We start from the raw sequence: 12727 nt of genomic DNA, 5'->3' as shown, positions 1-12727 counted from the left end.
GAACGTATGAGAAAAAAAACAATTGGTGAAGTGCTACGGCTAGCACGTGTCAGCCAAGAGATGACCTTAGAAGATTTGCAGGAAAAGACAGATATTCAGTTGTCTTTTTTGGAAGCGATAGAAGCAGATGATTTTGATCAGTTACCCAGCACTTTTTATGCCCGTTCTTTTTTGAGGAAGTATGCGTGGGCAGTTGATTTGGATGAACGAATTATTTTAGATGCGTATGAAGATGGCAGCATGATTGTTTACGATGAGATTGACATTGATGTTGCTGAAAATTTCCGAAGTCGTAAACGCCGTAAAGAGAGAAATTCGTTTATGCCACTGTTCTATTTTTCCTTATTTGCTTTAGCGATTCTTGCTTTTGTGACGATTTATGTTTGGAATTACACACGTACAACCTCTAGTTTAAACGGTGATCAAAGTTACCAAATTGTTAGTGAAAGTAGTAGCTCTTCTTTGACTAGCAGCAGCTCTAACGAGCAAGAGGAAAGTTCAAGTTCCGCTCCCAAGTCTAAATTAGAGGTAGTAGGAGAGGGAGCAAACTTGACAGCGAAATTGACAGGTGTGTCAAGTCCTGTGAAGTTAGAGTTATCTGTGACGGATGCCACAAGTTGGGTCAATGTTTCTGGGACAAGCTTGGAAAATGGGGAAACTCTCTCTCCAGAAAATAAATCAGTGTCAACAGAGTTGACAGCAGGCTCTACATATCTTGTAACTTTAGGCGTAGTCAGAGGGGTAGAAGTGTCAGTTGACGGACAAAAAATAGATACCTCCGCCTTGACAGACTATGCAGGGACGATTACAATAACAGTAACAAACGAAGGAAGTGAATGATGAAAAAAGAAAATATTCCAAACGCCTTGACACTCTTGCGGATTGCCTTCATCCCATTGTTTGTCCTGCTTTTATCCTTGGGAAATCCGAGCCTTCATTTATGGGCAGGATTGATTTTCATGGTGGCTAGTATTACGGACTATTTAGATGGGTATTTGGCTCGCAAGTGGCAAGTCGTGACGAATTTTGGTAAGTTTGCAGATCCCATGGCGGATAAATTATTGGTCATGTCTGCTTTGATTCTCTTGATCGAATTGGGTTATGCTCCTGCTTGGGTGGTTGTCGTGATTATCTGCCGTGAACTAGCGGTGACAGGCTTGCGCTTGCTTTTAGTGGAAAATGATGGAGAGGTTTTGGCAGCGGCTCTTCCAGGTAAGATTAAGACGTTTACTCAGATGTTGGCCATTATCTTTTTGCTCTTTCATTGGGTAGTAGTCGGACAGATTTTCCTTTATATTTCCTTGATTGCAACTGTTTATTCTGGCTATGATTATTTCAAAGGAGCTTCATTCCTTTTTAAGGATACATTTAAGTAGATGACATATATGATTGAAGTGCGTGAACTCAGCTATCGTTATGATAAAGATGGCGACAATCTGACTTTAGATAATTTGACGTTTCATGTGAAACGTGGCGAATGGCTCTCGATTATTGGGCATAATGGTAGCGGGAAATCAACTCTTGTCCGCTTATTGGATGGCTTATTGGAGCCTCTTAGTGGGGAGATTATCATTGCTGGTGATCTTCTTACACCTGATAATGTCTGGGAGAAACGTCGCCATATCGGTATGGTTTTCCAAAATCCGGATAATCAGTTTGTCGGTGCGACTGTCGAAGATGATGTAGCATTTGGTCTGGAAAATCAAGGCATGCTTCATTCAGTCATGGTAGAGAGAATTGATGAAGCACTCAAAATTGTTGGTATGGCAGATTTTAAAGATCGAGAACCTTCTCGCTTGTCAGGTGGTCAAAAACAGCGAGTGGCGGTTGCTGGGATTTTGGCTATGAGACCAGATATTCTCATCTTGGATGAAGCGACCAGTATGCTAGATCCAGAAGGTAGACTAGAGTTGATTCGCATGGTACAAAAGATTAAGGCGCAAACAGGGATGACCGTGATTTCGATTACCCATGATTTAGATGAAATTAGTCTAAGCGATAGGGTTCTTGTCTTAAAGCAAGGAAAAATTGAATCAACCAGTACTCCAAAGGACTTATTTTCTCGTTCAGATTTGAAAGAGTTAGGCTTGGATGAGCCTTTTGCGAATCAAATTAAGCATGTTTTGGAGAAAACAGGTTATACGTTGCCTGCTGGCTATCTAACAGAAGAAGAATTACAGGATTATTTATGGGAATTACCTTAAACAATGTGAGTTATACCTATCAAGCAGGGACACCTTTTGAGGGCCCTGCCCTTTTTGGAGTGAATGTAGAAATCAAGGATGGATCCTACACTGCCTTGATTGGCCATACAGGAAGTGGAAAATCGACTATTCTTCAACTGCTGAATGGTCTTTTAGTGCCATCTGAAGGGACAGTGACAGTTGATGATGTCGAGATTACTGCATCTTCTGTCTCAAAAGATATCAAGCCTATTCGGAAAAAGGTAGGTTTGGTATTTCAATTTGCAGAAAATCAAGTATTTGAAGAAACGGTATTGAAAGATGTTGCCTTTGGTCCTCAAAATTTTGGCGTAGCACAAGACAAAGCAGAACGTTTAGCGCGTGAGAAATTAGCCCTAGTAGGGATTTCAGAAGACTTATTTGAACGGAGTCCATTTGAGCTATCAGGTGGGCAAATGCGTCGGGTAGCGATTGCAGGGATTTTGGCAATGGAGCCAAGTATTTTGGTCCTAGATGAGCCGACTGCTGGGCTAGACCCTGCTGGTCGTAAGGAGTTGATGGACTTGTTTGCCTCACTCCATCAAAAGGGCATGACTATTGTCCTTGTGACCCATGTCATGGATGATGTGGCAAATTTTGCAGATACAGTATATGCAATGGAAAAAGGGCAAGTTCGCTGTGCGGGAACGCCAAGTGACATTTTTCAAGAGGTGGAGCTCATGGAGGAGTTACAACTAGGAGTTCCTAAAATCACAAAATTTGCCTATCATTTGCGAAACAGAGGAATGTCTTTTGCTCGTCTGCCTATTACCCTAAAAGAATTTGAGGAGATGGTTCATGAATAGTATGATTTTGGGACGGTATGTTCCTGGAAATTCAATCTTGCACCGCCTAGATCCTAGAAGTAAATTACTAGCCATGATTGCGTTTATCATGATTATCTTTTGGGCGAATAATCTTGTCACAAATGTCCTACTATTTCTTTTTGTGTTTATCTTAATTTTGCTTTCACGGATTCCTTTGGGATTTTTTATCAAAGGTTTGCAGTCCATGATCTTTTTAATTGCCTTTACAACTCTATTTCAGCTCTTTTTTATATCAGAAGGAGCAACACTCTTTCAGTTTGGATTTATAAGAGTAACAGAGACTGGATTGATGCAGGCAGGTATTATCTTTAGTCGGTTTGTTCTCTTGATTTGCTTTTCAACCTTATTGACTTTGACGACAATGCCCTTGAGTTTAGCCGATGCTGTGGAATCTTTACTCAAGCCCTTAGCAGTCGTCAAGGTTCCGGTCCATGAAATTGGCTTAATGTTGTCCATGAGTTTACGATTTGTGCCGACCTTGATGGATGATACGGTACGCATTATGAATGCTCAAAAAGCTCGTGGTGTTGATTTTGGAGAGGGATCTATTGTTCAAAAGGTCAAGTCCGTTATTCCGATTTTGATCCCATTATTTGCTTCAAGTTTTAAGAGAGCAGATGCTCTTGCGACGGCTATGGAGGCACGCGGTTACCAAGGAGGACAAGGGCGGAGTCGCTATCGGCAATTGAAGTGGACATTTCTTGATACCACTGCACTTGTGAGTGTTTTCTTTGTTGGAGTCCTTTTATTTCTTCTCAAAAGTTAAAAATGCCTTAAAAAGGCGTTTTTAACGCGTAAAACCAATATTTTTGTAACTTTTGTAATCTGTTTTAAAGCTATTGGTAACATTTTCTGTGTAATATGGATATGTAACAAAAAGGAGAAATCTCATATTACTATGAAAGTTATTAAATACACATTATCAGGAATCTTAGCAGTAGCATCTTTTTTAGCAACAAGTTCTGTTGCAGAAGCAGTTACTTACACTGTAAAAGCAGGAGATACTCTATCTGAAATTGCAAAAGAACAAAATACAACAGTAGATAAAATCATGGAGCTTAACAAGCTACATGATGCAAACTTCATCACCATTGGGCAATCTTTAGAACTAGGAGATAACCAAGAAGTGAAACCAGTAGAGCAAGTTTCGGAAGCTACTTCAAATGTTGAAACATCTGTTGCACCGGCAGCTACTCCAGCAGCAACTACTTATGAAGCACCAGCAGTAGCTCCTGTTACTTATACAGAGGGAATGGTTCTTGCAAATGGAAATACAGCAGGTGAAACTGGTCGTTATGCAGCAGCTCGTATGGCTGAATTGACAGGTGTCCCAGCCTCTACATGGGAGCATATCATTGCGCGCGAATCAAATGGGAATCCAAATGTTGCTAATGCATCAGGCGCAAGCGGTCTTTTCCAAACTATGCCAGGTTGGGGTGCGACAGCGACGGTTGAAGATCAAATCGCAGCAGCACAACGTGCTTATAACGCACAAGGATTATCAGCTTGGGGATATTAATAAAATAAAAAAGGCAAGGAATAAGATACTGCCCCCATAAAGTGAAACCAAAGAAAAACACTCCATGAATTCTACTATAATAGAATTAGGAGTGTTTTCTTATGGTCAAAAAAGCATATTCACTAGACATAAAACTAGCTTGTATCGAAATGAAAAAAGCAGGTAAATCCAACAAGGTTATCATGGAAACCCTAGGGATAAAGAATGATAGTCAAATTTACACATGGTGGAAATGGTATCAAAACAATGAACTTCACCGCTTCTACCAACCTGTCGGAAAACAATATACTTACGGTAAAGGGATGACAGAATTATCTGAGGTTGAACAATTAAGATTAGAGGTAAAGCTGCTAAAAAAGTATCGCAGCTTGATAAGGAAATCGATAAAATAGCCCTTATCAAGCTTGTAGAAGACTATAAAGCTGACTATCCAATCCCGATGATTTTGGCTTGTTTTGGTGTGGCAAGATCCACCTACTATCGCTGGAAATCTGAGCCAGCAACGGTAAAAACGATGGATGATGTCACTGAGAAGATTGAGATATTATGCCTTGAAAATGGCTATATTTATGGTTATCGAACCATTACACGGCTTTTAAAAAGCAGATATGGTTTGACAGTGAATCACAAAAAGGTTTATCGTATCATGAAACAAAATGGTTGGCTTTGCCGTGTCAAAACAAAGAAGGTCCCAAAACTTGGCAAACCTTACTATGTCACTGAAAATAAGCTCAGTAGGGACTTCCAAGCCAAACAACCCCTTCAAAGATTGGTAACAGACATCACCTATCTCTATTTCGGAAACTGTAAACTTTATCTCTCGTCCATTATGGATTTGTATAACCGAGAGATTGTAGCTTATACAATTTCAGATAGTCAGGACACAGACTTTGTTTTAGATACGTTAAATCAGTTGGATTTACCGAAAGGAACACTCTTACATAGTGACCAAGGTTCAGTCTATACCTCTAAAGCTTATTATCAGACATGCACAGAAAAAGGCATTATCCGCTCCATGTCCCGAAAAGGAACACCCGCAGATAACGCCTGTATTGAATGGTTTCATTCCGTCCTAAAGTCTGAAACCTTCTATCTCCATAACTGGAGAAACCTAACTAAAGATAGTATAACAGATATTGTCAAAAATTACATCATATTTTATAATGAAACGAGAATTCAACGGAAATTAAAAGACCTATCCCCTATAGAATATAGGAAACAGGTCTCAAAATAGTGTTTTTCTTAGGTCTCATTATTGGGGTGCAGTGCCTAAATTCCTGCCTTTTTTATTTCTTGATAGAGTTTGAAGATCGAGTGGATAAAAAATGGAGCAATTCTTTGGGGGTTTGAAAGAGGTAATCTGCTTGACAAGCTTGTAAATCTTCTTTAGTACCGAATCCCCATAGAACACCTAGTGTTTGAATGCCGACTTTCTTTCCGCCAATGATGTCAAATTTGGTATCTCCTATAATGGCGCATTCATCTAAGGAAAGATGATTTTCTAAAATAGCACGCTTAATCACATCAGCTTTATGATAGGAATCAGGTAAGGCTCCGTAAATCCCTGTAAAGTAATAATCAATATCTAAATACGATAGCATTTTATGAGCCATGGGTTCATTTTTGCTGGTTGTAATATAGAGTTGATAGCCTAGAGATTGTAAAGTACTCAGTAATTCTGTCAATCCCTCGTAAACTTCTACTTGATAAACACCGGATTCCTTATAGTCATGACGAAAAGCATGAATTGCTGCTTTGACCCAATCTTTGTCACCAAAGTCTGAAAAGCTAACTTCTAGGGGTGGACCAATAAAGGTGTCAAGAATACTATCTGAAGGAATTTCCGTATTCATGCTTGTAAATGCTGCACGAAATCCTGACTTGATACCTTCTGAGCTATCAACGACCGTTCCATCTAAGTCAAAAAAGAGATGTTTCATGGATCTTAACCTTTCATGAGTGTATGTTCTGTAATGGAAAGACAATTTAGGTTGTCAAATTCCAAGCAAACGATATGAGGCATGAGTGGTTTGAGGCGTAAAAAATCGTTTAGCCCAAAATGATGATTGTAGTACTGAAGAATAGTAGAAAGAGCTGTTCCATGAGTTCCAATGACGATGGTTTTGCCTGAATAATCCTGTAAACATTTCTGTAAAGCAGCGATATTTCGATTTTGCACTTCTTGAAGACTTTCTCCATTCTCCAACTTGTAACTAAAGTCTGCCCATTGCTTTTTTGTAAAGCTATCAAAATCTTCAATCCAAACATCGTCAATTTTGCGTTCTCGAAAATCTGCGATTGTCTGAATGGCTAGATGTTGAGATTGGGCAAAGGGGTTGACTGTATCTATGGCACGCTTGAGCGGGCTAGATAAGACAATGTCAATCTGCTTGTTCTCTAAAAATTCTGTGACTAATTGACAATCTTGTAAACCTTTTGGAGATAGTTCTCTTGTCCAATCGTCGTGATTATTGTAGTTTGGTTCGCAATGGCGAACAAAGTAAATAGTTGTCATTGTCCAAAAATCTCCTTACTTAGTTTGAGTCCAGTTGGAGTAGTAGCCAGACCTCCTTCGGCTGTTTCCCTGAAAGCAGCAGGCATACTAGAGCCAACTTGATACATCGCATCAATCACCTCGTCCACAGGGATTTTTGACTCAATTCCTGCTAAAGCCATATCGGCTGCAATAAAGGCAAAACTAGCTCCCATTGCATTTCGTTTGACGCAAGGGACTTCGACTAGTCCAGCGACAGGATCGCAGATAAGTCCTAACATATTTTTAATGACAAAACAGATGGCTTGACTAGCTTGGTAGGGACTTCCTCCAGCAGCCAAGACTAAGGCAGCAGCACTCATAGCGCTGGCAGATCCGACCTCTGCTTGGCAGCCTCCTTCAGCTCCTGAGATAGAAGCGTTATTGGCAATGACCAGTCCAAAAGCTCCAGCAGTAAGGAGAAAGTCTAATTGTTGCTCGAAACTGAGCCCTAATTTTTCAATAGCGGAAGTCAGTACAGCAGGAAGACAGCCTGCACTTCCAGCAGTCGGGGTGGCACAGACTACACCCATTTTAGCATTGTGCTCATTGACAGCCATGGCATTTTTAGCCGCAGTGAGTACCGTATGATCAGATAAGGCACGTCCTGACTCCATATAGGTCTGGAGCTTCATGGCATCTCCTCCTGTGAGTCCGCTATGAGATTTTCCTTCATCAAGTCCTAGTTCTACGGAGGCTTTCATGACTTCTAAATTGCGCGTCATGAGGCGAAGAACTTCTTCGCGCTTACGACCGGTCAATTCATATTCTGTTGCAATCATCAATTCTGCAACATTTCCTTGATAGTCAAGCTCGGCTTGCTCGACCAATTCTTTTATCGAATAAAACATAGTATCTCCTATTCAAAGAAATTAACATTATGCAGATGAGGGATTTTTCGGATGTCCTCTAGTACTTCGTGGCAATCTCTGCTATCGACTTCAATAATCATAATAGCCTTTTCACCAGCTTTTTCGCGTGTGACATTCATTTGAGCGATATTGATATTATAGCGAGAGAGTGCCTCTGTCACATGAGCAATCATACCTGGAACATCTTGGTGAACGATGATAAAGGTCGGGGTGTTCATGCTGAGAGATACTGAAAAGCCATTTAATTCTGTGACTTGGATATTTCCACCACCGATGGAAATACCTGTGACACTGATCGTTTTATGATCGTTTTTTATGGTGATTTTTGCTGTATTTGGGTGAGGGGCATTGCTCTCTCTATGAATGGTCCAAACGACCTTAATTCCTCTTTTATGGGCAATCTCTAGGCTATTAGGGATTTCTGGGTCATCGGTTTCCATGCCTAAAATCCCAGCGACGAGTGCCAAGTCTGTACCGTGTCCACGATAAGTTTTAGCAAAGGAATTGTAGAGTTGGAACTCCACTTCTGTCGGCTCATCATTGAAGATAGAGGAAACGATTTTTCCAATACGTACGGCACCGGCTGTGTGGCTACTGGATGGACCAATCATGACTGGTCCGATAATATCAAAAACTGATTGGAAACGTAATGATTTCATAAACTCTCCTTTTTGCATCATACATCACCTTATTATATACTTGTTTGGGAAATTTTACTATGAAAAAACTTATAGAATCCTAAAACCAAGGATTTATAGGCTGTTTTTTAGTCTCCGCTCAATCTGCCTGTAACATTCTTAACCAAACGACAAGCAAAAGGTAACAAAGAGAAGGTAAGATAGAATAGTCGCAAGAAGGAGCTAATCTCCTTTGTTAGAAAGCGATGATAGAAAAAAGGAGAATCATAGATATGAATCAAACACAGACTAGGAAGAAAACATGGACCATGGGATGGATTGGCTTTGCAGCTATTTTAGCCTTCTTATCCCCCACGGTAGCGAGCGCAGATAGCTATACTGTAAAATCTGGAGACACACTCTCTTCTATTGCCAAAACTCATCAGACGAGCGTGGCAGACCTAGCTAGTAGAAATAAAATCAGCAATATCAATTTGATTCAGGTTGGGCAAGTCCTAGAACTGGAAGGTGAAGTCAAGCAGGAGACAAATACTCCAGTTGCAGAAATAACTAACGAACAAACAAAAACTGCAACCTCTAGCTTGAGTGCCGAAGAGCAAGAAGCTAAAGAATGGATTGCTCAAAAAGAGTCTAGTGGCAGCTACACAGCTCAAAATGGTCAATACTATGGTCGTTATCAGCTGACTCTCTCTTATCTCAATGGTGATTTATCACCTGAGAATCAAGAAAAAGTAGCAGATAGCTATGTGGCAGGCCGTTATGGTTCATGGGTTGCTGCCAAAGGATTTTGGTTGGCAAACGGTTGGTATTAAGACAGAGACTTGTTAGAAGAAATTCTAACAAGTTTTTTTGTGTAATTTATATCTTTTTTCTCACAATACTATATAATAATATGTAAAAATAGAGGGGAGGATAGACCATGCATAAGTTTTTCAATATTTGGACAAGCGTACGAAATTACTTAGTATCATTGGAGGGTTGGCAAATGGAGGTTTAGCCTTGGCACAGCCTCTCGTTCCTTCTCAAGCTCTGCATTTGGAGCAAAGGGAGTTAACAGCTAGTAAGATTTTCCATTTTATCCTTTATGGTTTTTCAGTTTACTTTGTATTTTACAGTCTCATGCTCTTTGCAAATTATAGCCGTAATGTATTTCATTGAGAAATTCATCAAAATATGCGTCTTTCTCTGTTTCGGAAATTGCTCTTTCATACTCGATACAGCAGGGATGAGAAAGTGAGCTTCTTGACTCAGGATATGGAGTTTGTGGGAGATAGCTATATTGAGCCGGTGATGAATATTTTTTCTTGGGGATTTGTAGCTATCATAACGGCTGTTTACATTGTGTGTCAAGATGTGCTTTTAGGGACGATTTTTGTCTTGTTTACTGTTTTACGTCCCATTCCACAATTCCTCCTGAATCAACGTCTAAAACACTCGGGTGATTCTATGTCGCAATTACGGACAAAGTTGCATAGCGTTGTATCTGATATGATGCAAGGTAACGAGACAATTGCTAATAATCAAGCTGTAAAGCAGAGTGAGGAGCGCGTGAAATCAACGAATAGAGCTTATCAGCGAGCCATTCAAACATTTTCGTTTACGCATAATTTTATTTTCTTTTGCAATGGATTTATGGTCTTTTTGAGCCAAGTTCTTCCATTAGCCTTAGGCTTTTATCTTAGTTTACATGGCAAAGGAATCATTCTAGCAAAGTTGGTTGCTATGTATATTGCCTCCAATCAGCCTGTCTCTCCCATTCAAAAGATTATGTATGATGCAATTCACATTCAAGGAGCAAAAAGTACAGTCGATAAGATTTTTAGTATTTTAGAAAATGACTCGGATTGTTTGGCTACACCTCAAGAAAGTTTACAGAATATTGACAAACTTGTGATTCAAAAATTAGATAAATCTTATCATGAAAAGGTAATTTTTAAGGACTTTTTTCTCACGATTAAAATGGGGGAAAAGATCCTAATAAAGGGGGCTAGCGGATTTGGCAAATCTACCTTGTTTCGGTTAATTCAAGGATTTGAAACTTTTGATAGTGGTAAAATGCTAGTGATCTGTAAAGATGGTGTCAAGAGTGAAGAGTTTAGAGGAAATGTGGGAATGATTAGTCAGCAGCCGTTTCTATTTAATGGTAGCATTCGTTACAATCTGACATTGGGGCAGCAATTTACAGATGAAGATTTACTAGCAGTCCTAAAGCGTGTCAATCTCTACGATGAATTTCAAGATATTTTAAATGTGGAGTTGATCAATAATGGTGAAAACATTTCTGGTGGTCAACGAGTGAGAATGGAGATTGCGCGATTTTTATTGAGAGAAAAGGATATTTTATTAGCCGATGAAGTTACCGCAGCCTTAGATCCAGTCAATCGTTTCTATATCCGTAAATTGCTCTTTTCTTTGCCAATCACTGTCTTAGAAATTGCACACCATATTGAAGATGAATCAAGGTATAGTCAAGTAATCGACATGAATAGTTGACAAAGTTGTCAACAAAGAGGACTAGATAGCAAAATCTTGTCCTCTGTTTTTATTCATGCTATAATAGACCATGCTTAACGACCTTCAAATCGTTTTATACTCGTCAAGGATGAAGATCCAGCTTTGAAATGGAAATGATTTAATGGTTCATTTCTTAATTAGATGTTGTTCTTTTTGAGTATCGTTTGATGAATGATGTCATTTATCAAATAAGCAAATTTACACGACCTTCAATCGTGAATAAACGAAAAGATGGGAGAAACTCATGAGTGATAACTCAAAAACGCGTGTCGTTGTTGGTATGAGTGGCGGAGTTGATTCGTCCGTCACAGCCCTACTGTTAAAAGAGCAAGGGTATGATGTCATTGGCATTTTCATGAAAAACTGGGATGACACAGATGAATTTGGTGTCTGCACAGCGACAGAAGACTACAAAGATGTCGCAGCAGTTGCAGATCAGATTGGTATTCCTTACTACTCTGTCAACTTTGAAAAAGAGTATTGGGACCGTGTCTTTGAATATTTCCTTGCAGAATATCGAGCAGGGCGTACGCCTAATCCAGATGTCATGTGCAATAAGGAAATCAAGTTTAAGGCTTTCTTGGACTATGCGATGACTTTAGGTGCAGACTATGTGGCGACAGGTCATTATGCGCAGGTCAAGCGAGATGAAGATGGCACAGTCCACATGCTAAGAGGCAAGGACAATAATAAAGACCAGACTTATTTCCTCAGTCAATTATCACAAGAACAACTGCAAAAGACCATGTTTCCTCTAGGGCATTTGGAAAAGTCTGAAGTACGGGCTATTGCTGAAAAGGCAGGGCTAGCGACGGCGAAGAAGAAAGATTCGACGGGTATTTGCTTTATCGGTGAGAAAAACTTTAAAGAATTCCTGAGTCAATACCTTCCTGCTCAACCTGGGCGAATGATGACCTTGGAAGGACGAGACATGGGAGAGCACGCTGGGCTGATGTATTACACGATTGGTCAGCGTGGTGGACTGGGAATCGGTGGTCAGCATGGTGGTGATAATGCTCCGTGGTTTGTCATTGGAAAAGATTTGAAACAAAACATCTTGTATGTCGGTCAAGGTTTTTATCATGACAACCTCATGTCAACCAGTCTTGACGCTAGCCAAGTTCATTTCACACGTCCAATGCCAGAAGAGTTTACCTTAGAATGTACCGCTAAATTCCGTTATCGTCAACCAGATGCCAAGGTTACAGTGGCTGTAAAGGGAGATAAAGCTATTGTCAACTTTGCAGAACCCCAACGAGCGATTACACCAGGTCAAGCTGTTGTATTCTATAATGGTGAGGAATGCTTAGGTGGTGGATTGATTGATAATGCTTATCAAGATGGCAAGGTGCGTCAATACATTTAGTGATTGACAATTAAATTTACAGAATTGATTACTAGGTTTATTGGTGGTGTAAATCATCATGATTAGTAATGTATAGATGAACATGGATAGTAAGCGAATATTCGTGTTCATCTAGTAATCACCTTTTTATCTTTGAACAAATGGGACAATGATCAATAAGTGATTTTCCATTCAAAATCATTGACTTTTACCCTTACCTTTTGTTAGAATTGTTATAGCAATAACTATGATGGTCA

Annotated in this window: 13 protein-coding genes and 1 pseudogene; 10 read left to right on the top strand and 4 right to left on the bottom strand. The window is 39.8% G+C overall.

The genetic code is table 11. From position 1 onward, the window contains the following. Window positions 1–6: 6 nt before the first annotated feature. The 7 genes from rodZ (at window position 7) to AB1I63_08115 (ending at window position 5802) form a co-directional block, all read left to right on the top strand. On the top strand, window positions 7–840 hold the full coding sequence (rodZ, locus tag AB1I63_08145) for a cytoskeleton protein RodZ (protein ID MEW4354843.1): 834 nt from the start codon (window positions 7–9) through the stop codon (window positions 838–840). Further along, window positions 840–1376, top strand: coding sequence for a CDP-diacylglycerol--glycerol-3-phosphate 3-phosphatidyltransferase (gene pgsA / locus AB1I63_08140; GenBank protein MEW4354842.1), 537 nt, complete (start codon window positions 840–842; stop codon window positions 1374–1376). The genes rodZ and pgsA overlap by 1 nt, the downstream gene beginning before the upstream one ends. Continuing rightward, window positions 1377–2204 (top strand): energy-coupling factor transporter ATPase, encoded by an 828-nt coding sequence (locus tag AB1I63_08135; GenBank protein ID MEW4354841.1) that lies wholly within the window; start codon window positions 1377–1379, stop codon window positions 2202–2204. After that, a complete protein-coding gene (locus AB1I63_08130; GenBank protein MEW4354840.1) occupies window positions 2189–3028 on the top strand; it encodes an energy-coupling factor transporter ATPase in 840 nt (279 codons plus the stop codon). The genes AB1I63_08135 and AB1I63_08130 overlap by 16 nt, the downstream gene beginning before the upstream one ends. Then, complete coding sequence (locus tag AB1I63_08125) at window positions 3021–3815, top strand: energy-coupling factor transporter transmembrane protein EcfT (protein ID MEW4354839.1); 795 nt, start codon at window positions 3021–3023, stop codon at window positions 3813–3815. Before AB1I63_08130 ends, AB1I63_08125 begins: the two co-directional genes overlap by 8 nt. 132 nt (window positions 3816–3947) lie before the next feature. Then, a complete protein-coding gene (locus AB1I63_08120; protein ID MEW4354838.1) occupies window positions 3948–4568 on the top strand; it encodes a LysM peptidoglycan-binding domain-containing protein in 621 nt (206 codons plus the stop codon). 101 nt (window positions 4569–4669) lie between these two features. Then, window positions 4670–5802 (top strand): IS3 family transposase gene (locus tag AB1I63_08115; GenBank protein ID MEW4354837.1). Its coding sequence is split into 2 segments (ribosomal slippage): window positions 4670–4940 and window positions 4940–5802, totalling 1134 coding nucleotides; the frame shifts between segments, so codons are not numbered across the junction. 52 nt (window positions 5803–5854) lie between these two features. Here the strand turns inward: AB1I63_08115 and AB1I63_08110 are convergent. From AB1I63_08110 to sdaAB, 4 genes are read right to left on the bottom strand one after another with little or no spacing between them, the layout of a single operon-like run. Continuing rightward, window positions 5855–6508 carry an HAD-IA family hydrolase gene (locus tag AB1I63_08110; protein ID MEW4354836.1) on the bottom strand — a complete coding sequence of 218 codons (654 nt, stop codon included), beginning with the start codon at window positions 6506–6508 and terminating at the stop codon, window positions 5855–5857. 5 nt (window positions 6509–6513) lie between these two features. Beyond that, a complete protein-coding gene (locus AB1I63_08105; protein ID MEW4354835.1) occupies window positions 6514–7083 on the bottom strand; it encodes a histidine phosphatase family protein in 570 nt (189 codons plus the stop codon). Then, window positions 7080–7952: an L-serine ammonia-lyase, iron-sulfur-dependent, subunit alpha gene (gene sdaAA / locus AB1I63_08100; GenBank protein ID MEW4354834.1), complete on the bottom strand. Its 873-nt coding sequence runs from the start codon at window positions 7950–7952 to the stop codon at window positions 7080–7082. Before sdaAA ends, AB1I63_08105 begins: the two co-directional genes overlap by 4 nt. 8 nt (window positions 7953–7960) lie before the next feature. Further along, window positions 7961–8632 (bottom strand): L-serine ammonia-lyase, iron-sulfur-dependent subunit beta, encoded by a 672-nt coding sequence (gene sdaAB / locus AB1I63_08095; GenBank protein MEW4354833.1) that lies wholly within the window; start codon window positions 8630–8632, stop codon window positions 7961–7963. 287 nt (window positions 8633–8919) lie between these two features. Here sdaAB and AB1I63_08090 point away from each other — a divergent pair, with 287 nt between their 5' ends. From AB1I63_08090 to mnmA, 3 genes and pseudogenes are all read left to right on the top strand, one after another. Continuing rightward, on the top strand, window positions 8920–9423 hold the full coding sequence (locus AB1I63_08090; protein ID MEW4354832.1) for a LysM peptidoglycan-binding domain-containing protein: 504 nt from the start codon (window positions 8920–8922) through the stop codon (window positions 9421–9423). A 127-nt stretch (window positions 9424–9550) separates the two neighbouring features. Next, window positions 9551–11104 (top strand): annotated as a pseudogene (locus tag AB1I63_08085) (ABC transporter ATP-binding protein). A gap of 265 nt (window positions 11105–11369) precedes the next feature. Continuing rightward, window positions 11370–12491, top strand: coding sequence for a tRNA 2-thiouridine(34) synthase MnmA (gene mnmA, locus AB1I63_08080; protein ID MEW4354831.1), 1122 nt, complete (start codon window positions 11370–11372; stop codon window positions 12489–12491). The last annotated feature ends 236 nt before the right edge of the window (window positions 12492–12727 follow it).

Origin of the sequence: Streptococcus pneumoniae (assembly GCA_040719455.1) — a bacterium.
Taxonomy (GTDB): Bacteria; Bacillota; Bacilli; order Lactobacillales; family Streptococcaceae; genus Streptococcus; species Streptococcus pneumoniae_G.
The sequence above is the reverse complement of the archived record's forward strand: the minus strand, read 5'-3'. Positions and strand labels throughout refer to the sequence as shown.